This window comes from Actinomyces israelii DSM 43320, from assembly GCF_000711965.1.
In the GTDB taxonomy this organism is placed as follows: domain Bacteria; phylum Actinomycetota; class Actinomycetes; order Actinomycetales; family Actinomycetaceae; genus Actinomyces; species Actinomyces israelii.
The window spans coordinates 14,552-38,729 of record NZ_JONS01000006.1 but is presented as its reverse complement, the minus strand read 5'-3'; the positions used below and the strand labels follow the sequence as shown (position 1 = coordinate 38,729).

At 70.2% G+C, this 24,178-nt stretch carries 19 protein-coding genes and 3 tRNA genes; 11 read left to right on the top strand and 11 right to left on the bottom strand.

The window, feature by feature from the left end:
- The first annotated feature begins 320 nt into the window (after positions 1-320).
- The 6 genes from gyrB (at position 321) to O145_RS04175 (ending at position 5,999) form a co-directional block, all read left to right on the top strand.
- On the top strand, positions 321-2,381 hold the full coding sequence (gene gyrB, locus O145_RS04195) for a DNA topoisomerase (ATP-hydrolyzing) subunit B (protein ID WP_411265942.1): 2,061 nt from the start codon (positions 321-323) through the stop codon (positions 2,379-2,381).
- A 97-nt stretch (positions 2,382-2,478) separates the two neighbouring features.
- The gene (gyrA, locus tag O145_RS04190; RefSeq protein WP_043560142.1) at positions 2,479-5,148 is read left to right on the top strand and encodes a DNA gyrase subunit A; all 2,670 of its coding nucleotides are present in this window, start codon (positions 2,479-2,481) and stop codon (positions 5,146-5,148) included.
- Positions 5,145-5,606 carry a DUF3566 domain-containing protein gene (locus O145_RS04185; protein ID WP_043560139.1) on the top strand — a complete coding sequence of 154 codons (462 nt, stop codon included), beginning with the start codon at positions 5,145-5,147 and terminating at the stop codon, positions 5,604-5,606. The genes gyrA and O145_RS04185 overlap by 4 nt, the downstream gene beginning before the upstream one ends.
- A 49-nt stretch (positions 5,607-5,655) precedes the next feature.
- Positions 5,656-5,729, top strand: a tRNA-Ile gene (locus O145_RS04180).
- Positions 5,730-5,757: 28 nt separating this feature from the next.
- Positions 5,758-5,892, top strand: coding sequence for a DLW-39 family protein (locus tag O145_RS18905; protein ID WP_229118341.1), 135 nt, complete (start codon positions 5,758-5,760; stop codon positions 5,890-5,892).
- Positions 5,893-5,926: 34 nt separating this feature from the next.
- Positions 5,927-5,999 (top strand) — tRNA-Ala (locus tag O145_RS04175).
- A 1,881-nt stretch (positions 6,000-7,880) separates the two neighbouring features.
- On the opposite strand, the gene O145_RS04165 is transcribed toward O145_RS04175, so the two are convergent.
- Positions 7,881-8,723 carry a rhomboid family intramembrane serine protease gene (locus tag O145_RS04165; RefSeq protein WP_043560134.1) on the bottom strand — a complete coding sequence of 281 codons (843 nt, stop codon included), beginning with the start codon at positions 8,721-8,723 and terminating at the stop codon, positions 7,881-7,883.
- Positions 8,724-8,831: 108 nt separating this feature from the next.
- Positions 8,832-9,353: a peptidylprolyl isomerase gene (locus O145_RS04160; protein ID WP_043560132.1), complete on the bottom strand. Its 522-nt coding sequence runs from the start codon at positions 9,351-9,353 to the stop codon at positions 8,832-8,834.
- A gap of 164 nt (positions 9,354-9,517) precedes the next feature.
- Between O145_RS04160 and O145_RS04155 the strand changes: the two genes are divergently transcribed.
- Both O145_RS04155 and O145_RS04150 read left to right on the top strand, forming a co-directional pair.
- The gene (locus tag O145_RS04155; RefSeq protein ID WP_052374655.1) at positions 9,518-10,048 is read left to right on the top strand and encodes a hypothetical protein; all 531 of its coding nucleotides are present in this window, start codon (positions 9,518-9,520) and stop codon (positions 10,046-10,048) included.
- Positions 10,049-10,161: 113 nt separating this feature from the next.
- Positions 10,162-11,025 carry an aldo/keto reductase gene (locus tag O145_RS04150; protein WP_043560128.1) on the top strand — a complete coding sequence of 288 codons (864 nt, stop codon included), beginning with the start codon at positions 10,162-10,164 and terminating at the stop codon, positions 11,023-11,025.
- A 25-nt stretch (positions 11,026-11,050) separates the two neighbouring features.
- Here O145_RS04150 and O145_RS04145 read toward each other — a convergent pair whose 3' ends face one another.
- Positions 11,051-11,440, bottom strand: a complete 390-nt coding sequence (locus O145_RS04145; protein ID WP_043560126.1) for a cell division protein CrgA — start codon at positions 11,438-11,440, stop codon at positions 11,051-11,053.
- 465 nt (positions 11,441-11,905) lie between these two features.
- Here O145_RS04145 and O145_RS04140 point away from each other — a divergent pair, with 465 nt between their 5' ends.
- Together O145_RS04140 and O145_RS18575 are read left to right on the top strand one after the other, a co-directional pair.
- Positions 11,906-12,673 (top strand): class E sortase, encoded by a 768-nt coding sequence (locus tag O145_RS04140; protein WP_043560124.1) that lies wholly within the window; start codon positions 11,906-11,908, stop codon positions 12,671-12,673.
- Positions 12,673-12,828, top strand: a complete 156-nt coding sequence (locus O145_RS18575; RefSeq protein WP_043560122.1) for a hypothetical protein — start codon at positions 12,673-12,675, stop codon at positions 12,826-12,828. Before O145_RS04140 ends, O145_RS18575 begins: the two co-directional genes overlap by 1 nt.
- Positions 12,829-13,661: 833 nt before the next feature.
- Here the strand turns inward: O145_RS18575 and pknB are convergent.
- From pknB to O145_RS04100, 7 genes are read right to left on the bottom strand one after another with little or no spacing between them, the layout of a single operon-like run.
- Positions 13,662-15,551: a Stk1 family PASTA domain-containing Ser/Thr kinase gene (gene pknB / locus O145_RS04130; RefSeq protein ID WP_043560119.1), complete on the bottom strand. Its 1,890-nt coding sequence runs from the start codon at positions 15,549-15,551 to the stop codon at positions 13,662-13,664.
- Entirely contained in the window at positions 15,548-16,918 is a 1,371-nt protein-coding gene (locus tag O145_RS04125; RefSeq protein WP_043560116.1) for a serine/threonine-protein kinase, read from the bottom strand. The genes pknB and O145_RS04125 overlap by 4 nt, the downstream gene beginning before the upstream one ends.
- On the bottom strand, positions 16,915-18,408 hold the full coding sequence (locus tag O145_RS04120; protein ID WP_043560113.1) for a peptidoglycan D,D-transpeptidase FtsI family protein: 1,494 nt from the start codon (positions 18,406-18,408) through the stop codon (positions 16,915-16,917). The genes O145_RS04125 and O145_RS04120 overlap by 4 nt, the downstream gene beginning before the upstream one ends.
- Positions 18,405-20,438 (bottom strand): FtsW/RodA/SpoVE family cell cycle protein, encoded by a 2,034-nt coding sequence (locus O145_RS04115; protein WP_043560110.1) that lies wholly within the window; start codon positions 20,436-20,438, stop codon positions 18,405-18,407. Before O145_RS04115 ends, O145_RS04120 begins: the two co-directional genes overlap by 4 nt.
- 10 nt (positions 20,439-20,448) lie before the next feature.
- Positions 20,449-21,858, bottom strand: a complete 1,410-nt coding sequence (locus O145_RS04110; protein ID WP_043560107.1) for a PP2C family protein-serine/threonine phosphatase — start codon at positions 21,856-21,858, stop codon at positions 20,449-20,451.
- Positions 21,855-22,319, bottom strand: a complete 465-nt coding sequence (locus tag O145_RS04105) for an FHA domain-containing protein FhaB/FipA (protein ID WP_043560105.1) — start codon at positions 22,317-22,319, stop codon at positions 21,855-21,857. Before O145_RS04105 ends, O145_RS04110 begins: the two co-directional genes overlap by 4 nt.
- Positions 22,316-23,023: an FhaA domain-containing protein gene (locus tag O145_RS04100; protein ID WP_043560102.1), complete on the bottom strand. Its 708-nt coding sequence runs from the start codon at positions 23,021-23,023 to the stop codon at positions 22,316-22,318. The genes O145_RS04105 and O145_RS04100 overlap by 4 nt, the downstream gene beginning before the upstream one ends.
- A gap of 277 nt (positions 23,024-23,300) precedes the next feature.
- Here O145_RS04100 and O145_RS04095 point away from each other — a divergent pair.
- Positions 23,301-23,384: transfer RNA gene (locus O145_RS04095), tRNA-Leu, on the top strand.
- A gap of 278 nt (positions 23,385-23,662) precedes the next feature.
- Here the strand turns inward: O145_RS04095 and O145_RS04090 are convergent.
- On the bottom strand, positions 23,663-24,154 hold the full coding sequence (locus O145_RS04090) for a VanZ family protein (protein ID WP_229118340.1): 492 nt from the start codon (positions 24,152-24,154) through the stop codon (positions 23,663-23,665).
- Positions 24,155-24,178: the final 24 nt, after the last annotated feature.

Genomic DNA, 24,178 nt, shown 5'->3' with positions numbered 1-24,178 from the left:
CTTCTTCTAGGTCGAGATTAGGCGAACCTAATGGTATGAGAATCACTATCCCGTCTCCGAGTGCCTGTCAAGGCGCGGGTCGCGGGGCGGGCGCACGGGATGGGGCGCTGGTGACTGCGCTGGTGACGTTGCACACGCCCGACAGGCGTCGTCTGACAAGGGTTTCCATGCCGATTCACGCTAGAATCGACTCAGAAACGCCCATGGTGCGCCCTGGGCCATTCGCAGGTACCCACCTACACGCCGCGGGACCGAGCCCGCCAGCTGGCGTCCAGAGGGATCGGGACCGCCCGGCGCACAGAAAGAGGAGCAGCTGACACGTGTCTGACCAGGACCAGCCTGTGACCGCCGCCGAGTCCCACATCGGTCAAGGATCGGCCGAATACGGTGCCTCCGACATCACCGTCCTTGAGGGGCTCGAGGCTGTGCGCAAGCGGCCCGGCATGTACATCGGCTCCACCGGCGAGCGCGGGCTGCACCACCTGGTGTACGAGGTCGTGGACAACGCCGTCGACGAGGCCCTGGCCGGCTACTGCGACCACATCGAGGTCACCATCCAGGCCGACGGCGGCCTCAGGGTCGTCGACAACGGCCGCGGCATCCCCGTGGACGAGCACCCCACCGAGCACCGGCCCACCGTCGAGGTCGTCATGACCATCCTCCACGCCGGCGGCAAGTTCGGCGGCGGCGGCTACGCCGTCTCCGGCGGCCTGCACGGCGTCGGCGTGTCCGTCGTCAACGCCCTGTCCACCCGCGTCGACACCGAGGTGCGCCGCCAGGGGCACGTGTGGCGCATGAGCTTCGGCGACGGCGGGAAGCCGACCACCCCCCTGGTCAAGGGCGAGGAGACCACCGCCACCGGCACCACCCAGACCTTCTACCCCGATCCCGCCATCTTCGAGACCGTCGTCTTCGACTACGAGACGCTGCGACGCCGCTTCCAGCAGATGGCCTTCCTCAACAAGGGGCTGCGCATCACCCTGACCGACGAGCGCGCCGGCGTGACCGACGTCGGCGACGAGATCACCGGCGACGAGACCAGGCCGGCCGACGAGCCGGTGGTGGGGCACCGCTCGGACACCTACCTGTACGTCCGCGGCCTGCGCGACTACGTCGCCTTCCTCAACAAGTCGAAGAAGGTCGAGCTCGTCCACCCCGAGATCATCGACTTCGAGGCCGAGCAGACCCTGGGCGACGCCCACGGCATCAGCCTGGAGATCGCCATGCAGTGGACGTCCGCCTACTCCGAGTCGGTCCACACCTACGCCAACACCATCAACACCACCGAGGGCGGCACCCACGAGGAGGGCTTCCGCACGGCGCTGACCACCCTGGTCAACAAGTACGCCCGGGAGAGGGGTCTGCTCAAGGACAAGGACGACAACCTCACCGGCGACGACATCCGCGAGGGGCTGACCGCCGTCATCTCCGTCAAGCTCACCGAGCCGCAGTTCGAGGGCCAGACCAAGACCAAGCTCGGCAACACCGAGGCCCGCACCTTCGTCCAGCAGACCGTCTACTCCCGGCTCGGCGACTGGTTCGACTCCCACCCCGTCGAAGCCCGGGCCGTCATCGCCAAGGCGACCCAGGCGGCCGCCGCCCGTCTGGCGGCCCGCAAGGCCCGCGAGGCCACGCGCCGCAAGGGCGTCCTGGAGTCCGCCTCCATGCCCGGCAAGCTGCGCGACTGCTCCTCCCGCAACGCCGCCGAGTGCGAGATCTTCATTGTCGAGGGCGACTCGGCCGGCGGCTCCGCCGTCGGCGGGCGCGACCCCGAGCACCAGGCCATCATGCCCATCCGCGGCAAGATCCTGAACGTGGAGAAGGCGCGCCTGGACCGGGCCCTGTCCTCCGACACCATCCGCAGCCTCATCACCGCCTTCGGCACCGGCATCGGCGAGGAGTTCGACATCTCCAAGCTGCGCTACGGCAAGATCGTCATCATGGCCGACGCCGACGTCGACGGCCAGCACATCGCCACCCTGCTGCTGACCCTCCTGTTCCGCTACATGCGCCCGCTCATTGAGAACGGCCACACCTACATCGCCATGCCCCCGCTGTACCGGCTCAAATGGGTGGGCGCCGAGCACGAGTTCGCCTACTCCGACGTCGAGCGCGACGACAAGCTCAAGGTCGGGGTCGAGGCCGGGCGCCGCCTGCCCAGGGAGGGCGGCATCCAGCGCTACAAGGGCCTGGGCGAGATGAACGACCACGAGCTGTGGGAGACCACCATGGACCCGACCACCCGGATCCTCAAGCAGGTCACCCTCGACGAGGCCGCCGACGCCGACGAGACCTTCTCCATCCTCATGGGCGACGACGTCGAGCAGCGCCGCTCCTTCATCCAGCGCAACGCCGCGGACGTGCGCTTCCTCGACATCTGAGGACCCGGCCTGCCGGGCCCGGGCGGCCCGGCAGGCCCCCGCCGTCGGGCGCACGCACCGATCGACTCCCTGACTTCACGACACCAAAGGACACACGTTGAGCGACGAGACCACCACCGAGCTCGAGCAGCCCGCCCGCGACCGCATCCAGCCGGTCGACCTCCAGATGGAGATGCAGCGCTCCTACCTCGACTACGCCATGAGCGTCATCGTGGGGCGCGCCCTGCCGGACGTGCGCGACGGCCTCAAACCGGTCCACCGCCGCGTCTTGTACGCCATGTACGACGGCGGCTACCGCCCCAGCGCCTCCTTCTCCAAGTCCTCGCGCGTCGTGGGCGAGGTCATGGGGAACTACCACCCGCACGGCGACGCCGCCATCTACGACGCCCTGGCGCGCCTGGTGCAGTGGTGGTCGCTGCGCTACCCGCTGGTGGCCGGGCAGGGCAACTTCGGCACGCCGGGAAACCTGGGGCCCGCCGCCCCCCGATACACCGAGTGCAAGATGGCGCCGCTGGCCATGGAGATGGTCCGCGACATCGACGAGGAGAGCGTCGACTTCCAGGACAACTACGACGGGCGCAACCAGGAGCCGGTCATCCTGCCCGCGCGCTTCCCCAACCTCCTGGTCAACGGCTCCGAGGGCATCGCGGTGGGCATGGCCACGCGCATCCCCCCGCACAACCTGCGCGAGATCGCCGCCGGCGTCCAGTGGTTCCTGGAGCACCCCGACGCCTCCCGCGAGGAGCTGCTGGAGGCTCTCATCGAGCGCATCCCCGGCCCCGACTTCCCCACCGGCGCCACCATCCTGGGCCGCCGGGGCATCGAGGACGCCTACCGCACTGGGCGCGGCTCCATCACCCAGCGGGCCGTGGTGAGCGTCGAGGAGATCCAGGGCCGCCAGTGCCTGGTGGTCACCGAGCTGCCCTACCAGGTCAACCCCGACAACCTGGCCGACAAGATCGCCCAGCTCGTGCGCGACGGGCAGGTCGGCGGCATCGCCGACATCCGCGACGAGACCTCCGGGCGGACCGGCCAGAGGCTCGTCATCGTCCTCAAGCGCGACGCCGTCGCCAAGGTCGTCCTCAACAACCTGTACAAGCGCACCCAGCTTCAGGACAACTTCCCCGCCAACATGCTGGCCCTGGTCGACGGGGTGCCGCGCACCCTGAGCCTGGACGGCTTCGTGCGCCACTGGGTCGCCCACCAGATCGATGTCATCGTGCGCCGCTCGCGCTACCGCCTGCGCAAGGCCGAGGAGCGCCTCCACATTCTGGAGGGCCTGCTCAAGGCCATCGACGCCCTGGACGCCGTCATCGCCCTCATCCGCCGCTCGCCCACCACCGAGGAGGCGCGGGTCGGCCTCATGGGCCTGCTCGGCGTCGACGAGGCCCAGGCCGAGGCCATCCTCTCCCTCCAGCTGCGCCGCCTGGCCGCCCTGGAGCGCCTCAAGATCCAGCAGGAGAGTGAGGACCTGCGGGCCAGGGTCATCGACCTGCGCGACATTATCGCCTCCCCGCAGCGCCAGCGCGCCATCGTCTCCGAGGAGCTGGCCGAGATCGTGAGCAGGTACGGCGACGAGCGCCGCACTCGCATCGTGCCCTTCGACGGGGAGATGAGCATGGAGGACCTCATCCCCGAGGAGGACGTGGTGGTCACCATCACCCGCTCCGGCTACGCCAAGCGCACCCGCACCGACGCCTACCGCTCCCAGCACCGCGGCGGCAAGGGCATCCGGGGCGCCGCGCTGCGCCAGGACGACGTCGTCGACCACTTCTTCGTCACCACCACCCACCGCTGGCTGCTGTTCTTCACCAACCTGGGCCGCGTCTACCGCGCCAAGGCCTACGAGCTGCCCGAGGGCGGGCGCGACGCCAAGGGCCAGCACGTGGCCAACCTGCTGGCCTTCCAGCCCGGCGAGGAGATCGCCCAGGTCATGGAGCTGGGCGACTACGGCCAGGCCGACTACCTGGTCCTGGCCACCCGCCGCGGCCTGGTGAAGAAGACCCGCCTGGGCGAGTACGACTCCAACCGCTCCGGCGGCGTCATCGCCATCAACCTGCGCGCGAACGGGGACGGGGTCAGCGACGAGCTCGTCTCCGCCTCCCTGCTGTGCGCCGGCCAGGACCTCCTGCTCGTCTCCCGCCACGGCCAGTCGCTGCGCTTCCACGCCGACGACGAGACCCTGCGGCCCACCGGCCGGGCGACCTCCGGCGTCACCGGTATGCGCTTCCGGGAGGGCGACTCACTGCTGGCCATGGGCGTGATCGACCCGCAGTGGGCCGAGGCCGACCTGTTCGTCGTCACCGAGGGCGGCTACGCCAAGCGCACCGCCGTCGCCGACTACCCCACCAAGGGGCGCGGCGGACTGGGGGTCAAGGTCGCCAACCTCGTCGAGGCACGCGGCGACCTGGTCGGGGCGCTGGTGACCGCGCCCCGCGACGAGGTCCTGTGCATTATGGCCTCGGGCAAGGTGGTGCGCTCGGCCGTGGCCGAGGTCTCCCGCACCGGGCGCGCCACGCAGGGCGTGACCTTCGCCAAGCCCGACGACGGCGACCGGATCATCGCCGTGGCCCGCAGTACCGAGCGCGAGCTCGAGGGCGACGGACCCGCGGCCGGGGACGGGGCTGGGGACGGGGCTGTGGGTGGGGAGCCCGCGGCCGGGGAGCCCGCCGGAGAGGACTCGGCTATGACAGTTGCCAACACCGCTGCGCCGGGTGAGGCTGAGGCGGTAGGCTCGGGCGACGACGAGAGTGAGGTCCAGGCATGAGCCAGTCGGAGTCCTTCCCGCCCATGGGGGGAGACAGCGCTTCCCAGAGCACCGGGAAGTCCGGTAGTAAGTCAGCCAAGACGATCGCCGGTCCGCGACGTGTCCGGCTGTCCCTGACCCGTGTCGATCCCTGGTCGATCATGAAGGTCTCCTTCATGCTGAGCGTGGCGGCGGGCATTATGTTCGTGGTCGCCGCCATCTTCGTGTGGTACATGCTCGACGCCCTGCACGTGTTCTCCACCATCAAGGAGCTCGCCAGCACGATCATGCAGACCGACAACAACGCCTACACGACGCTCCTGCAGTACCTGGCCCTCAAGCAGACGGTCTCAATGGCCACCATTATCGGTGTGGTGAACGTGGCTCTGACCACCGCCCTGTCCACGGTGACGGCGTTCCTCTACAACCTGACCGCGACACTCGTCGGTGGGATTCATCTCACACTGGCGGACGACTGACTCGATTTGGAGGCGGTCGACGCGGTGGGATACCCTCTTCCGCGTCACCGGGCCTATAGCTCAGTTGGTTAGAGCGCATCCCTGATAAGGATGAGGTCGCTGGTTCGAGTCCAGCTAGGCCCACCCCCGCGGTGGACGATGAGGAGGGTTCATGAGGAACCGGTTGCTCGTGTCAGCCGCGGTTTTCTCATTCCTCGGAATCGTGTCCTACGCGGTGTGGCTGAGGATCGAGGCGGCGCGCGCCGAGCGCGCCGCATGGGCCGAGGTCACTGACCCGGTCGAGTAGATGACTCGCCGTCGGCATCACTGCCGACCTCCCAGGGGCTATGGCGCAATTGGTAGCGCACCTGCTTTGCAAGCAGGGGGTTACGGGTTCGAGTCCCGTTAGCTCCACAATTGATGACGTAGTAGAGCACCCGGCATCCTCTGGGGACGCGGGGGTGAGGGCGCGAGCGGCTCGGCGAGTCGGCTCGCCGCCTCCTCGTTTTCGGTGATCTCGATGCGCTGGCAGAGCGCCTGGTCAGCGGACTGCCGGGCGTGTCTCGGGTGGCTTTAAGAGCTGTGTTTCAGGATGCCTGTCCTGTTCCTCGGTGCTCCTGGTCGGCCTCGCCGGGTGTCCTGTGACCCAGGGCGGAGTGGAGACGTTTCTGATTGTATTCCAGTTCGATTCAGGAGGCAGTATCCCGGATGGCCTTGTTTCTTGCGGTGTTTCTTGCGGTGTTTCTTGCGGTGGTGGACCATCTGGTGGACTCTCTCGTTCTTCAGTGTCGCATTGAAGGACTCCGCCCAGGCGTCCGCCCAGCGCACCCCGGTTCTTCCCACCGAGGGGCGAGTGCCGTATCCCTCCAGGTACCGGGCGGCGGTGTACTGGCTGTCGCGGCCCGGGGGCGGTGGCGCCGGGTCCTTGCGGCGGGGCTGCGCGGACTGGCGGGCCCTGGGAGCGCACGGGCGGTGCGCACCGCCTCCGGGCTCACCTCTGCCTCAGCGGACTCCGGGTGGTCCTTCCCTATCAGATTCCACCCTCATCGCCCAAGAACAGTGCTCTTTCCACCACTGTCTGAGAAGCACCAAGCACCTCAGGCCTGGTCCGGGTGTTTTCCTGGTCTGGTTTGCGCTGGTGGTGGGCGCGGCTGACGGGGTCGGGGCGCAGGAAGGTGAGGGCGGGGTCGAGCAGGGCTCGTTTGAGTCTCTTGCTGCCGGCGTGGAGACGTGCTCGCCCCGTATGCTCGCCCGTATGGAGGTTCCCGGTCTTCCGGTGACGGGTGACGGGCCGGGTGCGGGAGGTCGGGTGGGCGGTGGTGGAGGTCCTGCTCGGTGTCTCGGCCAGGAGTGCTGCGGTGGTCGGGGCCCTGGTGCCGGTCGCGGGTGGTGGGGGCCGGGAGAGGGCGGATCCGCCCGCCAGGGCGCCGGGCCCGGTCGCGGTGCTCGGCCCGCTGGGCGTGCAGGAAGGCGAGCCGGGTGGGCCGGACGGCGCCGGCGGCGTCGGTGCCGGTGAGGGCCGCGGTCTGCTTCTCCGGGGCGTCGCAGGCCTGCTGGGCCCAGGCGCTGTGGCGGCGGCTGTGCTCCTTGAGCCCGGCGGCGATCCCGGTCGGTCCGGCAGTGCTCAGGTTGGCGGGCGCGGCGCCAGGTGGCGATGACCTCCGGGACCGCGTCGCGCCCCGGGTGCGGCCCCAGGGCCTTCTCCAGGGCCCGGGGCGGGGCCCGCGTGCGCCCAGGCCCCGGATGCGGTGAGTATGCTCGGCACCGCGGTGTCCTCCTCCGAGTTGGTGACGGCTCTCAGGGCGTGGGGCGCGGTCCTGGCGGCCTGGGCGGTCACTGCCGCGTCACGCGTGCCGGTCCCGGCACCCCCGGGGCGTCAGGTCGGCGACGCGGCGCACCGACGCACTCCGGCAGGCAGCCCACCGTCAGCCCCGTGTCCCAGGTCACTGTCACGCCCCAGGGGCCCCGATGGCGGCGGGCCGGCCCACGGACCACCAACAAGGTAACGGGTAGTTGGGGGCAAACGCTCAGGAAATCACAAGGTTTATCTGCTTCTACGCACAGCGGTGGACAACCGAGCACACCGGGCGGTGTTCACAGCGGTGGAGAGACGTGCGGCCTCAGTGCTGGGTTTTCCCCACCTGTGGGTGGGCCTGTGGAAAATAACGCCGTTGTGTTTCCACAGGTGTGCGCACAGCTGTGGATGAATCACAGCGGTGTGCTTCCCCAGATTCACAGCCTCGAACAAACCTGTGGATAACTGTTCGAGGCTCGCGCTGCGAGTGGTCGTACCAGTCACGTCAGCCCCGCCCGCAGGAGGATCAGGCCCACCAGTCCGATGGCGATGCCCGCCGTCCCCCACACCCCGTAGACGGTGCGCTTGTCCCGCGGGGCCCACGCGTACAGCGTCGACACGAGCGCCCCGGTCGCGAGCCCTCCCAGGTGCCCCTGCCAGGAGATGTTCGCCCCCAGGAAGGAGATGACCAGGTTGAGGGCGAGCAGACCCACGATCATCGTCGTGTCCCTGCCGAAGCGCCGCTGGATAATGAACAGTGCCGCGAACAGGCCGAAGACCGCCCCGGAGGCGCCCACCGTCAGACCCGCCCAGGCCGACGGCGTCGTCGGCCAGGCCAGCCAGTAGATCATGGCCGATCCGCCTACGGCGCTCAGCATGTACAGAGCGGTGAAGCGCCACCGTCCCAGCACCGGCTCCAGGGCGCTGCCCAGCACCCACAGGGCCCACATGTTGAAGGCCAGGTGCATAGGCGAGGCGTGCAGGAAGGCGGTCGTGATAAAGCGCCACGGCTGGTCGGCCGCCAGCGCCGGCACGAAGGCGAGCTGGACGCCGAGCTCAGGCACGGCCCTCTGTGCCAGGTAGATCAACACGCAGGCGACGATCAGTCCCTTGGTGACCAGGGTGTCGGTCACCACCCGCCCGCCCAGGAGGGAGCGCACGCCTCGACGGGATGCGGCGCTCCTGCGGGCGCAGTCCACGCAGTGCACGCCGACGGCGCTCGGCACCTGGCACTGGGGGCAGGTGGGGCGGTTGCAGCGCTGGCAGCGCACATAGGCGACCCGGTCCGGGTGTCTCGGGCACACCGGGGCACTATCCGGCGGATTGGTGCGGGGCTGAGTCATGGGTGCTCCTGTCGGGCTGTGCGGGTTGGAGAGGGCGCGAGTGCGGCGACGCCGTCGGTCCGTAGCAGGCCGACGGCGTCGAGGTGCAGCGCGTGGTGGGGGCGCGGGTCACTTGGTCACGGTGACGGAACTGATGACGACGTCCTCGACGGGGCGGTCACGGGGGTCGGTGGACACTGCTGAGATCCTGTCGACGACCTCGCGGGAGGCGTCGTCGGCGACCTCCCCGAAGATCGTGTGCTTGCCCTGCAGCCACTCGGTGGGCGCCGTGGTGATGAAGAACTGGGAGCCGTTGGTGCCCTTGCCCAGGCGGCGCCCGGCGTTGGCCATGGCCAGGACGTAGGGCTGCGTGAAGGTCAGCGACGGGTCGATCTCATCATCGAAGGTGTAGCCGGGTCCTCCGGTGCCGGTGCCCAGAGGATCGCCGCCCTGGATCATGAACCCCGGGATGACGCGGTGGAAGATCACGCCGGAGTACAGGGGCGCGTTGGACTGCTCCTTCGTGCGAGGGTCTGTCCAGGTCTTCTCCCCGGTCGCCAGACCCACGAAGTTCGAGACCGTTTCAGGGGCCTGGTCAGCGAAGAGATCGAGGCGGATATCGCCGAGGTTGGTGTGCAGTGTCGCTTCCATGACCGCAATCGTCGCACGCGTACCACCGGCGGCGCTGAGACGCTCGGTTGTGGATTGACCTGTTCACCCCAGGCAAAACGCCTGTCCGGATTGCGGGTGCGAACGGCCTGTGAGTGGAACGATGGGCCCCAAGCGACCTCATCGTTCCGAGCAGGGAGACCATCATGGCTTGCAAGACCTTCGACAAGAAGATCGACACGGACCAGCTCCGGCAGGAGGCGGCCGCCCTCGCCGAGAACATTGCGGCTCGAGCCGAGCGCGCCGCCGTCTGGGCGGCTCCTCGCGTGAGCAAGGCCCGCACCGAGGTCGTCAAGGCCGCCAAGGAGGCCCAGCTGCGCGCACAGCCCGTCGTCGAGGAGGCCCGTACCCGGGTGGTCGAGGACTACGCCCCGGCCGCTCACAGGGCCGCCGTCGCCGCTCAGGCCGCGGCCGGCACAGAGGGTACGCTCACCGAGCGTGCTCAGCGCATCGCCGTCGCCGCGAAGAACGCGGCGCTCGAGATTCCGGAGGTTCCCGTGAAGAAGAAGCACCCCGTCCTTAAGACGCTCGGCTGGCTCGTGCTGGCCGGTGCCGCAGCGGGCGCCGCATACGTCGTGTGGCGGCGCAGCCAGCCCGTGGAGGACCCGTGGGCCGAGGAGTACTGGGCCGACTCCGCCGAGGACGAGGACGGCGGGTCCGCGGCCCAGGCTGAGTAGGGCAGCCAGGAGGGCCGTCCCGGAGTACGCTCGGCGGTGTCCCGCACAGGTCGTGCGGGACACCGCCGAGCCTGGGGCGACCTGCGCAGATCCTGGACAATAGGCTTAAGAGCATGAACACCGTCGTCCCCACGCCCCCGGCCTCCCTGATTCGGGGGACCAACGAGTCCGCTCCCCTGCAGATGCCGCAGCTGGGTCTGGGCACCTACAAGGTCGGCGTCGAGCAGGTCGAACGCGTGGTCCGCGACGCCCTCGACGTCGGCTACCGGCATATCGACACCGCCCAGATGTACCGCAACGAGGCCGGCGTCGGCGCCGCCATCGCGTGCTCGGGAGTGCCCCGCGACCAGTTGTGGGTGACCTCCAAGCTCAACAACCCCAACCATCGGCGCGACGACGCCCTGCGCAGCTTCGAGGCCACCATGCGCGACCTGCGCCTGGATGTGCTCGACCTGTTCCTCATTCACTGGCCGATGGCCGACTCCCCCGGTCTCGACCTGGTCGATACCTGGCGCACCATGATCGAGATCCTGGAGTCGGGCCGTGTGCGCGCCATCGGCGTGTCCAACTTCCAGGCCGATCATCTGCGCACGATCATCGAGGCCACTGGGGTGACGCCGGCGGTCAACCAGATTGAGCTCCACCCCTATCTCTCCCAGGAGCCGCTGCGGGCGTTGCACAGCAGCCTCGGCGTTGTCACCGAGTCCTGGTCGCCCCTGGGGCGTGGTCGGCTGCTGGACGATCCGGTTGTGGTTCGCATGGCCGCCGCGCTCGGCGTCACGCCCGCTCAGATCGTCATCCGGTGGCACCTGCAGCACGACCTGGTGGTCATTCCGAAGACGACGCACCGTGAGCGCATGGTCACCAACGCCGACGTGTTCTCGTTCGCGCTGTCGGACGGGCAGATGGCTGCGCTGGACGCCCTCGACCGGGGCCTGCGCACCGGCTCGCACCCCGACCGGGTGCAGGAGGTCTAGGCGCCGCGCATGCTGCTCTCGCCGCTCACTTCCAGCGCAGGAGCCCCAGGAAGCCGAGCATCATAATGAGGAATCCCACGTAGAGGTTGCCGTTGGCCAGCCAGTCGTGCTCGTGGTGGGACCGGAAGTACGGCAGCGGATACTTGCCCTGGAAGAGGTAGGTCGCCACGACCCACAGCAGCCCGATGACCATGAGGGTCACCATGGTGGGCGCGTACCAGTTGGGGCTGCCGGTGCGCTTGACCTTGACCGGGACCCGGGAGACCCGGTTCGCGGCGGCCCGCGACTCCTGCCTCTCCTTCTTCGACGCGGCCGCCTTGGCGGGGTTTCCCGAGCGCCTGGGATTCTTAGGGCTCTCGGACTTCTTCTTGGAGCTCTTGGGGCTCTCGGAGTCGGACTTCTTCGACTGGGCCACGCGGGCCTCCTCACTGGCGGGACGACGGGGAGCCGGACTCGTTGCCGGGCCTGCTGACTAGCCTAGATGATTGAGTCCGGGTGTTCGTCTCTGTCCGGTCGGCGCGGTCGTACCTCAGCCCCGTGGGCGTACCTCGGGGGCGTGGGCGTACGTTTTACGACCACGGCGGGGGTGACGAGGTCGGACAGGTCTTCGGCCTCGGCCGGCCGGGCGTGTTGCGGGCCGCGTGCCCGCCCCTGGAAGGGGGTGAGAGCCCCGGATCCGTGCGGACCGGCGCCTCGAACCGATCTCGACGCGGAGACCTGCCGATCTCGGCGAAGGGGGAGCCGTGAGCCAGGCTCACGTCCTATTGGAATCGATCATTTGGATGATAAGGCGACATCTACCGTGCGGGAGTCGTGATCGGGGTGCGCAAACCCCTAGACTGGCCGACAGCACATGACGTCTAGGCCACCAGGAGGGCTGATGGCAGCTCATCGCCACAGGGCGGCTCCGCCGCCCCGTCGTCGTCGTTCTGCACTCGATCGGGTCCTGTCGGGGTTCGGGGAGCTCCTCATCACCGTCGGGATCGTTGTGGCGCTCTTTCTGGTCTGGCAGCTGTGGTGGACCGGGATCGCCGCGAACCAGAAAGCCGAGGCCAGTACCCTGGCCTTCCACGAGACGCAGGTGGAGTCTCCCAAGAAGGAGGGCACCAAGCACACCGATCCTCCCCCGGAGTTCGAGGCCGTCAGCTACGGCGAGACTATCGGCATGCTCATCGTCCCCAAGTGGTACGGCGTGACGAACAACAATATGCCGGTCATTGAGGGGACCGGCCCCGACGTCCTGGACCAGGCGGCGGCCGGCCACTACCCGGACACCCAGCAGGTCGGTGAGGTCGGCAACTTCGCGATCGCCGGCCACCGCCGCACGAACGGCAACTCCTTCCTGCGCATCGACACCCTTGAAGAGGGCGATGAGATCATTGTCGCCACCAAGGACACCTGGTACGTCTACACGGTCACCTCTCACGACATTGTCGAGCCGACGCAGGTCGATGTCATCGCTCCGGTGCCGGGCGACCCGGAGGCCCAGCCCGTGGATCGCTACATCACGCTGACGACCTGTCACTCCCTGACCACCGGGGAGTGGGGCAACGACCACCGGTGGGTCGTCCACGGGAAGTTCTCCTACTGGATGCCCCGGTCCGAGGGGCGCCCCGCCTCGGTCCTCAACGACCCGGAGGTCAACTGATGTACGGATGGATCTGGCGCCACCTGCCCGGCCCGGCCTGGTTCAAGGCCATTGAGGCCCTGGCCCTGACGGTGATCGTGGTGCTCTTCCTCTTCGAGGTCGTCTTCCCCTGGGCCAACACCACCTGGAACATCTCCGGGGAGGCCACGGTCTAGACGAGCGGGCCCGGGGTGGGGCGCGCTGCTGGTTGGGAGAGTGATTATCCCGCGCGACCGTGAGTCGGTCAACGCCCTCGGGTGCGAGGGGCCGCATTTCTGTGGAACCATGGAGTCACGCCGGTTCTCCACGGGTTCAGCGTCACTGGCCGTCTTAGATGTGCGTGGGGTGATCGCTTTGTCGCGTCCCGGGGTCTGTCGTCGTGACCGACTCCGGGGCGGCCGGGGATGACCGGCAGGCTCCGCGGACCGATCTCGGTGACGACGGCGGGGGCCGCGAGTGGGCGCGTCGCCCTTCACTCAGTCGTAGGCGTGGGCTCGTGGTCGTAGGTGGGGGTCGCGGGGTGGGGGCCTGTCCGGCGAGAGCCGGGTCGGGTGACGATGCGCCGGGCGTGTCGGGGTGCGCGGATGTCCGTCAGAATGACATTGGCTGCCCGGATCGTTGAGGTGCTGGCGGAGAACCGCGTCATTGCAAGGGCGTCGTCGAGGGGGACGGCGCCTGGGGGCTCTAATGTCATTCTGATGGACACCCGGGCCGCGCGCCGCTACGGCCTGCGACCTGCACTTGCGGGGTGCCGGGGTGAGGAGGGCGTAGAGGGCCGCCTCTCGACCGCGATCAGGGGCAGTCGAGAGGCCCGTACTCGGCGACGCGCACGTTGTGGTTAACGGGACTCGTGAGAAGCCTGATACACAGAACCGATCTCGGCGCGGAACTGAACCGATCTCGGCGAAAGGAGGGGTGACGAGCGGGAGTGGTCGGGCTTGCTGGCGCGGAGCCGGCCGGTCACGCATCGGGCGTGACCGGCCGGCCCCACGAAGACGACCCCGTCGGACTATCCGTGGTTGTTCTTGCCGTCGCCCTTGTTACCGTTGCCGCCGCCGTTGTCGTCACCCTTGTTGGGAGGCGTCAATGCACCGCCGGTGGCAGTGGGAGTCGGGGTCGGGCTCGGGCTCGGCGCGGTCTCGTAGACGTAGTGCGTCACCGTGAGGGTGACGGAGGACTGCAGATTGACGCTCTGGCCCGCCTGGGGGTCGATCGCGGTCACGATGTACTGGTCGTTCTTCGATGAATCGGTGGTCTTCGTGTCGTTCGTCGTCGTGTTGTAGGTCAGGCCCGCGGCCTCAATGGCGGCCTGGGCCTCGTCCTGGCTCTTCCCGACGACGTCGGGCACGGTCGTGCGCCCCGAGGAGACGACGATCGATACCGTCTCCCCGCGCGACATCGAGGTGCCCGCGGCCGGGTTGGTGCGCACGACATTGCCCTCCTGCGTGCTCGGGGAGTCCTCGGTGGTGACGTCGCCCCAGGCCAGGCCCGCTTCCTCGATCTTCTTGCGGGCCTCGGACTGGCTCATGCCGGCGACGTTGGGGACCTCGGCCGTGGCCGCGCCCGAGGAGAAGCTCACGGTGATCTCGGTGCCGAGAACGGCCGAGGTGCCGGCTCCCGGGTCGGAGGAGACGGCCAGGCCCTCCTTGACCGTGTCCGAGGGGACGTCCTGGCCCCTGTTGTAGGTCAGGCCGAGTCCTTCAATGGCGCTCTTGGCATCGTCCTCCGTCATGCCGGACACGTCCGGCACGGTCGCGGCGGTCGCCGTCGGTGTGGGCGTGGGGCTGGGCTTGCCCCCTATGAGGCCAGAGGCGGCCAGGCCGATGAGACTGCCCACCAGGATGAGGAGGATGAGCAGCAGCACCCATACCCACCAGCGACGGCGGGGCTGCTTGTTCTCGGTACTCCGATCGGGGCTGACCGGGGGCTGGGCGGGGCTCGGCGGCCCCGGGGCGGGAGCGGGCGAGAGCGCCGTCGTCGAGGGCGAGGACAGGGCGGCGGGGGCCTGCCAGGTGTCGGTGGCGGGCGCGCTCACGGCCATGCCCCGCGCCGCCGCCAGGAGCTCGTTGCGCATGTGGGCGGCGTCCTGGTAGCGGTCGTCGCGGGCCTTGGCCAGGGCCTTCAGGACGACCCGGTCGAGGGACTCGGGCACGTCCGCTGCCAGGGCCGACGGCGGCTTGGGGATCTCGCGCACGTGCTGGTAGGCGATCGCGACCGCGGAGTCCCCTGTGAAGGGCGGCTGTCCGGTCAGCAGCTCGTAGAGCAGGCAGCCGGTGGAGTACAGGTCGGAGCGGGCGTCGACAACCTCGCCGCGCGCCTGCTCCGGGGAGAGGTACTGGGCGGTGCCGACGACGGCGTGCGTCTGGGTGACCGTCGCCGAGGAGTCCTCCATGGCGCGCGCAATGCCGAAGTCCATGACCTTCACCGCGCCGGTGGAGGTCAGCATGATGTTACCGGGCTTGATGTCCCGGTGCACGATGCCCGCGCGGTGGGAGTACTCTAGGGCGTCCAGCACGCCCGTCGTGATCTCGACCGCCTCCGGGATGGGGACGGCGTCCCCGTCGCCGAGGAGCTCGCGGACCGTGTGGCCCTCGACGTACTCCATGACGATGTAGGGCACCGAGCGGGTCGCCCCGTTGGGCGCAGTGATCTCCTCCTCGCCGGAGTCGTAGACGGCGACGATGGTCGGGTGGTTCAGGGCCGCGGCCGACTGGGCCTCGCGGCGGAAGCGCGCCTGAAAGGTGGGGTCGCCGGCGATGTCGGAGCGCAGCAACTTGATTGCGATAATGCGTGACAGGCGCTTGTCGTAGCCGAGGTGCACCTCGGCCATGCCGCCGCGTCCGATGAGGTCTCGGATCTCGTAGCGGCCTGCGAGGACCTGGGGGAACTGACCGGTCACAGTGCCTCCTGTGGTGGGATGACGGACCCGACGGCCTGCCCGCGGGGAGTGTCCGACTGTGCTGACGTAAGGGTACCCGCGGTAATGGCAATGGCGAGAAGAGTCAGTACAGCGACCGCGACAATGATGATCAGCCGGACGTGGACCAGGGGCAGACCGAACAGGCCGCGCCCGGAGGCGTGGCGCGTTGGGCAGGGGTCGATCTCGAGGGCGCTGGCCGCCGCTGTGCGCGTGCGCTCGGCGGCGGGGATGGCGCGGGTCGAGGTTCCGGGGGCGCCCGAGGCGCCCGCGCGCGGGGCTCCCGCGCCCGGGGACGCCGGGGTGCTCGAGGCGACCCGCCTGCCGGTGCGGCGGGCGGGCTCGCCGTGCTCGTCGCCGGCGTGGCGGGCGTGACGCCGGTGCCGCGGCGCAGAAGCGGACCGGGGGCCCGAGTCGGGTGCGCCCGCGGCGCGGCGGGTCGGCGTGGCGCTCTCGGGGCGGGAGCGGTCGACGCGGCGCCCCGTGGAGGCCCAGGTCGGGGTCTGCCGCGGGTCCCATGAGTCCGCGGGCAGGTTGACGACAATGCGGTCCAGGCGCCGCGCGACCTCGCGGGCCGTGCGGGGGCGGTCCGCGGGCCTCTTGGCGAGCAGGTCCATGACGACGTCGCTGACCTCGGCCGGGATCGAGGCGGGCAGGGGCGGGACCGGCTCGTTGACGTGGGCGAAGGCGATATCCACCTGGGTGGTGCCCGTGAAGGGCCGGTGGCCGACCAGGGCCTCGTAGGCGATGATCCCCAGCGCGTACAGGTCCCCGGCCGCGGTGGCCATATTGCCCATGGCCTGCTCGGGGGCCAGGTACTGGGCCGTGCCCATGACCATGCCGGTGGCCGTCAGCGGGCGCTGGTTGACGCCGGTGGAGATGCCGAAGTCGGTGAGCTTGGCCAGCCCCTCCCGGTTGATGAGGATGTTGGAGGGCTTGACGTCGCGGTGGATGACGCCGGAGTCGTGCACGACCTGGAGGGCCCGGGCGACCTGGGCGAGGATCGGCAGGATCTGGGCGGGCGGCAGGGTGCCCTTCTCGGCGATGATGTCGGACAGCGCCCGCCCCTGGACGAGCTCCATAATGATCCAGCCCGAGCCGTCGCGCTCGCCAGCGTCCAGGACGACGGCGAGGTTGGGGTGGCGCAGCCCGCGGGAGTTCGTCGCCTCGGCCCGCAGGCGCGTCAGGAAGATCTCGTCGCCCGCCAGCTCGGGGCGCAGGATCTTGGCGGCGACCGCCCGCCCGCTGCGCAGGTCGGTGGCGCGCCAGACCTCCCCCATGCCTCCCAGGGCGATCCGTTCGACCAGCTGGTAGCGTCCCTGGAGCTCCAGCCCGACGGCGGGCTTCACTGGTCCACCGCCGCATCGATGACGCTGGCCGCGATCGGCCCGGCGACCGAGCCGCCGGTGCCGTTGGCCGCCGTCTGCTCCCCGCCGTCGAGAACGACGGCCAGGGCGATCGAGGGCTTGTTCAGGTCCGTCCCGGCGAAGCCGACGAACCAGGTGACGGGACCGCCCTCGTCCGAGCCGGTCTCGGCCGTGCCGGTCTTGCCCGCGACGGACACCCCGGCGACCTGGGCGCTGGAGCCCGTGCCGTCGCTGACGGCCTGCTGCATGAGGGAGGACAGGGTCTGCGCGGTCTGCGAGGAGATCGGGGCGCGGGCCTCCTTCGGGCTGGTGGTGCTCACCACGTTGAGGTCCGGGTCGAGCGTCTGTGACACGAGGTAGGGCCTCATCTGCTTGCCGCCGTTGGCAATGGTCTCGGCGACCTGGGCCATCATGAGCGGCGTGGCCCGGACCGAGGCCTGCCCGATCCCGGCCATGGCCGTCTCGGCGTCGGAGGAGGTGGCGGGGTAGGTCGAGGGCGTCACGTCCAGGGGGATGGACTCGGACTCCCCGAATCCCCAGGCCGTGGCCTCATCGGACAGGGCCTTGTCGCCCACGTCCATGGCCAGCTGCGCGAAGGGCGTGTTGCAGGACTCGGCGAAGGCGTAGGACAGGGTGACCTTCCCATTGCCGCAGGACTCGCCGGCGTAGTTCGACAGGGCGTGGGTCGTGCCCGGCAGGGTGAGGGTGTCGGGGGCCTCCACCTCGGTGTTCGCGTCAGCCTTCCCGCTGCGCAGGGCGGCGGCCACGGTGAGGATCTTGAAGGTCGATCCCGGCGGGTATCGGTCGCCGCCGATGGCGCGGTTGACCAGGGGCTTGCCCGCGTCGTTGTTCAGGGTGTCCCACGCGGCCTGGGCGGTGCCGCCGTCGTGGGAGGCGATCTGGGTGGGGTCGTAGGAGGGGGAGGAGACCATGGCGAGGATGGCGCCGGTGGACGGGTTGAGCGCGACGACGCTCCCCCGGCGGCCCCCCAGGGCATCCCAGGCGGCCTGCTGCACCGTGGGGTCGATGGTCAGCTCGATGGCGCCGCCCTGCTGGGACTCCCCGGTGATGACGGCCTTGACGCGGCTGGAGAACAGGGAGGGGTCCTGGCCGTTGAGCACCGAGTTCTCGGCGCGTTCGAGTCCTGTCATGGAGGCGAAGACGGTGGAGAAGTAGCCGGTCAGGGGGCCGTAGAGCTCCCCGCCGGGATAGGTGCGCTGGTAGGAGTAGGCGTCGTCCGACTTCACCGAGTCGGCCACGGCGGTCCCCCCGACCATGATCTGGCCGCGGTCGGTGCCGAACTCCGCGTAGACCGTGCGGGAGTTGCGAGAGTCGGTCACCAGCGTGCCCTGGGCGCTGGAGGACTCCCACAGGGCCGGGCGCGCCAGCCCCTGCACGCTCGTCAAGGAGGCTGACAGCGCCAGGAACATGATGACGACCAGGACGGTGACCTGGTGGATCTGTCGGTTCACGGCTGCTCCTCCTCGGTGTCGATGAAGGTGGTGGCGTAGGGGTCGTCCGGTGGGGGCCCGGGGCGGCGGGGGCGCTCGAAGGAGCCGGTACGGCCCGGCGCAGCGCTCCGGGGCGGGTCGGGGTAGCCGGGCCCGGCCGCGTGAGGCGGCGAGGGCGCGGCCGAGGGGCTGGCGGGTGCGGCGGGGCCGACAGGGCCGACAGGGCCGGCGAAGCCGCCGGGAGTGCTCTGGGCGCTGCGGGCGCTGTGGCGGCCGGAGGCGTTCGGTCGGGCGAAGCCCCCCGGGCCTCCGGGCCGGGCCGGGCGGCCGGAGCCGGACGGGCCGTTGCCCGGGGCGCTGGAGCCGGCGAAGCCGCCGTCGCCGGGAGCGCCGCTGGGGCGCACGGGCGCGGCGGGCCTGACGGGGGTCGCGGGCTTGACGGGCGTGGGCGGGCCGGCGGGCCGGCCGTCGTCGTCGAAACCCTCGAAGCCGGCGGGCTCGGCGGGGTCGTCGAAGTCGGCGGGGCTGATGACGCCGGTGGGGTCGGCCGAGCCCGCGAAACGGCCAGGTCCGCCCTCCGGGGCGGTGCCCGGCGAGTCCGAGTCGGCACCGGCGTCGAGCACGTGCTTGCGGATGCCGGTGGGCAGCTCGGCGGTGTCGACGAAGCGAGGCGCCGTCGTCGCCGGGCGCCTGGCGGCGTCCGACAGCCGCACCAGCAGGGCCAGGATCATCCAGTTCGCCACCAGGGAGGACCCGCCGTAGGCGAGGAAGGGCGTGGTCAGGCCCGTCAGCGGGATGAGGCGGGTGACGCCCCCGACGACGACGAAGACCTGGATCGCGATCGTGAAGGACAGCCCGACGGCGAGCAGCTTGCCGAAGCCGTCGCGCAGGCTCATCGCCGTGCGCAGTCCGCGCTCGATGAGCAGCAGGTAGAGCATGAGGATGGCGAGGGTCCCCGTCAGCCCCAGCTCCTCGCCGATGGAGGCGACGATGAAGTCGGAGTTAGCGAAGGTGACCAGGTTCGGGTAGCCGGCGCCCCAGCCCGAGCCGAGCACCCCTCCTGAGGCCATGCCGAACAGGCCCATCACCAGCTGCCATGAGCCGCCGGGCGCGTTGTAGACGTCGGGATCCATGGCGTTCATCCACGCCGTGATGCGCTGCTGGACGTGGTTGAGGTGGGTGGCGGCGAACCAGGCGGCGGGCACGAACAGCAGGCCGCCCAGGATCAGCCAGCTCGGCCGGTCGGTGGCGACGTAGAGCGTGACGACGAACAGGCCGAACAGCAGGACCGAGGAGCCCAGGTCGCGCTGGGCGACGAGCACCAGGATGCTCACGCCCCACACGACCATGAGGGGGCCGAGGTGGCGCACGCGCGGCAGGTTGAGGAAGAGGATGCGCCGCCCGGCCAGGGCCAGGTTGTCGCGGTTGGAGACCAGGTAGGAGGCGAAGAAGACCGCCAGCGCCACCTTGGTCAGCTCGGCGGGCTGGAAGGACATGGGGCCCAGGCGGATCCAGATCTGGGCGCCGTTGATGTTCTGGCCCAGGCCGGGGATGAAGGGCAGGATGAGGAAGGCCAGGCCCAGCCACATGGCCCAGCGGTCCCAGCGGCGCAGCAGGCGGTAGTCGCGCACGACGAGCACGGCGCAGAACAGCGCGACACCGATGCCGGTCCACATGGCCTGCTTGGGGGCGTAGTCGTGGGCCTGGCCCAGGCGCGCGTAGGACAGGTCCAGCCGCTGGATCATGGCCAGCCCGAGCCCGTTGAGGGCGACGGCGGTGGGCAGGAGAACCGGGTCGGCCCACGGCGCCGTGCGCCGCACCCACAGGTGGACGACGACGGCGACGGCCACGAGGGCCCCGCCGAGCTGGAGAATCTGCGCCGGGGAGGAGCCGGTGCGGTTCAGCGCGGTCAGCACGAAGCCGCCCAGCCCGATGACCAGGGCGACGACGAGAAGACCCACTTCGGCCCAGCGCCCGGTGGCGCGGCCGCTGGGGCGGGGCGCGATCGAGGATGCTGCCGCGGGATGCGCTGCCGAGCGCGTGCTGCTCATGGTGCGCCCGTCACTGGTCCGAGTCGATCGGGGGCGCCTGCTCCTCGGGGGAGGGGGGCGCCGACGGCTGGGCGGTCGGGGTCGGTGCAGCGGTCGGGGTCGGTGTGGGGGCCGGTGCAGGCGCGGGGGTGCTGACGTGCGCGGCGACGGTCACATCCACGTACTCGCGGGCCGCCTCCAACGAGGGCCGGCTGACCGTCTCGGTCAGGCGCTCGCGCATGAGGTCGTCCAGGTCGTCGGGGGCGGGCTTGTCGTAGGTGTCCACCAGGTGGCTGAAGGTGAGCGGTCCGAGCTGCTGGGGGATGCCCTGGTAGATGGCGACCTTCCCGTCGGCGATGGTGACGTAGTACTGCGTCTGCGTCCAGCGGTAGCCCATGAAGGCGGCTCCGCCCAGCGCCAGCACCAGGATCGCCGAGGCGATCAGGGACTGGAGCCGGCGCCGCTTGTGCCGGGACTTCTGGGCGACCACCTCCTCGGCGATGGCCTCCTCCTGGCTGGGCGACGCCGAGCCGTCCTCGGAGTCCTCCAGGCTGGCCACGAGCGCCGCGGCCTTGGCCGCCGGGGTCGAGGCGACCATGGTGTCCCCCGCGGAGGCCGGTGAGGTCGGGGAGTCTCCGGAGGCGGCCTGCTTCAGGTGCGCGCGGCGGTTGGCGGCGGAGCCGACCATCTGCGGGTCGGTCTGCGGCTGGTGCTCGTCCTCGACGACGTCGACGATGACGGCGGTGACGTTGTCGGGCCCGCCGGCCCGCAGCGCCAGGTCGATGAGCTGGTCGGCGGCCTGGCCCGGGTCCTCCACGCTGGAGAGGACCTCCGCGATGGTCTCGCCGGTGACCGGCCCGCTCAGGCCGTCCGAGCACAGCAGCCACCGGTCGCCGGGGATCGCCTCGCGTATGGACTCGTCGAGCTGGACGTCGCCCTCGGCGTCGCCGAGCACGCGCAGCAGGACGGAGCGCTGGGGGTGGCGGCGGGCCTGCTCGCGGGTCAGCCGCCCGGTCTCGACCAGGTACTCCACGAAGGTGTGGTCGGTCGTCACCTGCGTCAGCTCGTCGTTGCGCAGGAGGTAGGCCCGCGAGTCGCCCACGTGCACCATGGCGAGCTTGTTGCCGCTGCGCATGAGCGCGATGCAGGTGGTGCCCAGCCCCGACAGGTCGGGGTTGCCGGCCGACAGCGTGACCAGCTCGGTGTGCGCCTCCTGCACGGCCTCGCGCAGCAGTCCGAGGAGCTCGCCGGCCTGGTGGGAGTCGGCGTCCAGCGGGACGAGGTGCTCAATGGCGACGGCCGAGGCGATGTCCCCGCCGGCCGGCCCGCCCATGCCGTCGCACAGGACGACGAGGTGGGGGCCGGCGTACCCGGAGTCCTGGTTGGAGGCTCGCACCAGGCCGACGTCGCTACGCGCCGCGTATCGCAGTGAGATTGTCATGGACGCAGCTCCAAAGTGGTCTGGCCGATTCGGACTGGTACACCGACTGGCAACTCGACGGCGCCGTGGACCGCACGGCCTGCCAGCGTCGTTCCGTTGGTGGAGTTGAGGTCCTCCAGCCACCAGGAGCCGTCCTTGGGGAAGACGCGCGCGTGGTGGGAGGAGGCGTAGGAGTCGTTGAGGACGAGCGTGCAGTTCTGGTCCCGGCCGATGGTGATCGACGTCGGCGTCAGGGGGACCATGGAGCCTGCGAGCGGGCCCTCGGTGATGATGAGGCGAGTGGCGCCGCGGCGACGTCCGTGGGGCGCGGACGAGCCGCTCTCGCGGTTGGCGCGGCGGCGGGGTGCGGGCGCCGAGACCTCGGCGGTGTCGCGGCGCAGAGTGCGGACGACGAAGAGGACGAAGATCCACAGCAGGACCAGGAAGCCCAGTCGTGCGATGGTGAAGGCGAGCTCGCTCACACGCCTGCCTCGGCGCTCTGAGAGCCGTCCCAGAACATGATCCGGGTGCGGCCGACCGTGAGCGTGTTGCCGTCCAGGAGAGTGGCGGCGTCCACGCGGTGCCCCTCGACGAAGGTGCCGTTGGTCGAGCCCAGGTCGGTGGCGATGGCGTGACCCTGTGTGAGACGAATCTCAAGGTGCCGGCGGGAGACGCCGGAGTCGTCAACGATGATGTCGGCCTCCGAGCCTCGGCCGATCACGGTGACGGGGCCCGTCAGCAGGTATCTCTGCCCGTCGATGTCGAGGATCGGGTGGCTCGGCGTCGCACTGGCGGACGCCGCCGGGGCGGCGCCTCCCCGGCGTGTCGAGGACTCGATCTCAATGGCGGGGGCCGTCAGGGCGCCGTCGGGGGTGAAGGTGACCTTGACCGGGCCGACGAAGGAGTAGCCCTGCTCGGAGGCGTGGCTGGTGGCCACCTCCTCCATCTGGCGGATCATCTCGTCCATCCCCCAGCCCTCGATGCGGGAGACGTCGCTGGGCGCCAGGTGAATGCGGAAGACATTGGGAACCACGGATCGGTCGCGGGCGAAGGAAGCGGCGCGCTTGTCCATTGTCTCGCGCAGCTTCGAGGCGATCTCGATGGGCTCGACATCGTCCGAGAAACGAGACATGGCGCGACTGGTGACGTTCTCGACGCCCTTCTCGAACTTGTCCAGGATGCCCATGGACTACCTCCCCGTGTGCTCGGCGCGGTCCGAGGTGACCGCGGTGGCCGTGATGCCGGGCGGTACGGTGGCGCCAGGCGAGCCACGCCCATCGTAACGGCTGTGGCCCCTAGGGCGGGTAGTGCCAGCCGTGGTTGTGTTGTAACCATAGGAAATGTCCCAGGCGGGCGCCATATCGGGAGCCGACGACGGGCGAGGGTGAGCGGTCTCACCCGATGATCGGTGACACGAAGTGGACGCCGGGACCTCAGGGCGGCTATCGTCGTCCTCGCTTCTCGCGCGAGTGGCGGAATTGGTAGACGCGCACGGTTCAGGTCCGTGTGATCTCACGATCATGGGGGTTCGAGTCCCCCCCCGCGCACGAAGAACGAAGGGCCCGGAGCCCGCCGACGACGATTCGGCGGCCCGGGCCCTTCGCCGTGCTGCGCGGGTGCGCTGCGGCCTGCCGCTCCGTGCCGCGTGGCGCGGGCCCGCTGCGCGGGCGGGCACGTCGCGGGTGCGCGCCCGACGCCGAGATCGGTTGAGTTCCGCGCCGAGATCGGTCCGCTTCCGGCTCGAGATCGGTCCGCTGCCCGTCCGGGCCGCGCAGCCCCGCCGCCGTCGGGTACGCGCCCGCCGACCAACCGCTGCCCGCCCGAGCTACGCGGCGCCGCACTCGGGGCGCTCCGGGCGCGATCCGCGGATGAGCCCGGTCCGCCCGCCTAGCCCCGGACGTGGGCGGGTGCTCTGCGTCCCGACCGGTGGACGGCGTCGGAGGCACCACAGGGCGTGGGCGGCGAGGGCGCCGGTCCAGGCGCCGACGGCGTTCTCGGCGATATTGGCCCAGGCCGGTCGCCTGGTCAGGAAGGGCAGCGCCCACTGGGCGAGCTCGGCGCCGACGCCGACGGCGCAGCCGGCCAGGGCCCACTGCCACCAGGCGACGCGCGGCCAGCCCAGGTGGGCGAGGAAGGTCAGGGGCGCGAGCATGACCAGGTTGAGGACGATGTCCTTGCCGACGGCGTCGAGGAACCACGGACCCAGCGACTCCTTGAGCATGGCGATCTGGGCGCCGGAGTCCCATAGCACGGCGAACAGGACGACCACGAGGTAGAACCCCGCGGCGACGCGGCAGATGGTGCGGAAGCGGGTCATGGTCGGGAGGCTAGCCGGACGAGT

Coding starts and splice junctions, on each gene's coding strand:
- O145_RS04185 (WP_043560139.1), top strand. CDS start 5,145: ATGAGCCAGTCGGAGTCCTTCCCGCCCATGGGGGGAGACAGCGCTTCC.
- O145_RS18905 (WP_229118341.1), top strand. CDS start 5,758: ATGAGGAACCGGTTGCTCGTGTCAGCCGCGGTTTTCTCATTCCTCGGA.
- O145_RS04165 (WP_043560134.1), bottom strand. CDS start 8,723: ATGACTCAGCCCCGCACCAATCCGCCGGATAGTGCCCCGGTGTGCCCG.
- O145_RS04160 (WP_043560132.1), bottom strand. CDS start 9,353: ATGGAAGCGACACTGCACACCAACCTCGGCGATATCCGCCTCGATCTC.
- O145_RS04155 (WP_052374655.1), top strand. CDS start 9,518: ATGGCTTGCAAGACCTTCGACAAGAAGATCGACACGGACCAGCTCCGG.
- O145_RS04150 (WP_043560128.1), top strand. CDS start 10,162: ATGAACACCGTCGTCCCCACGCCCCCGGCCTCCCTGATTCGGGGGACC.
- O145_RS04140 (WP_043560124.1), top strand. CDS start 11,906: ATGGCAGCTCATCGCCACAGGGCGGCTCCGCCGCCCCGTCGTCGTCGT.
- O145_RS18575 (WP_043560122.1), top strand. CDS start 12,673: ATGTACGGATGGATCTGGCGCCACCTGCCCGGCCCGGCCTGGTTCAAG.
- O145_RS04115 (WP_043560110.1), bottom strand. CDS start 20,438: ATGAGCAGCACGCGCTCGGCAGCGCATCCCGCGGCAGCATCCTCGATC.
- O145_RS04110 (WP_043560107.1), bottom strand. CDS start 21,858: ATGACAATCTCACTGCGATACGCGGCGCGTAGCGACGTCGGCCTGGTG.
- O145_RS04100 (WP_043560102.1), bottom strand. CDS start 23,023: ATGGGCATCCTGGACAAGTTCGAGAAGGGCGTCGAGAACGTCACCAGT.
- O145_RS04090 (WP_229118340.1), bottom strand. CDS start 24,154: ATGACCCGCTTCCGCACCATCTGCCGCGTCGCCGCGGGGTTCTACCTC.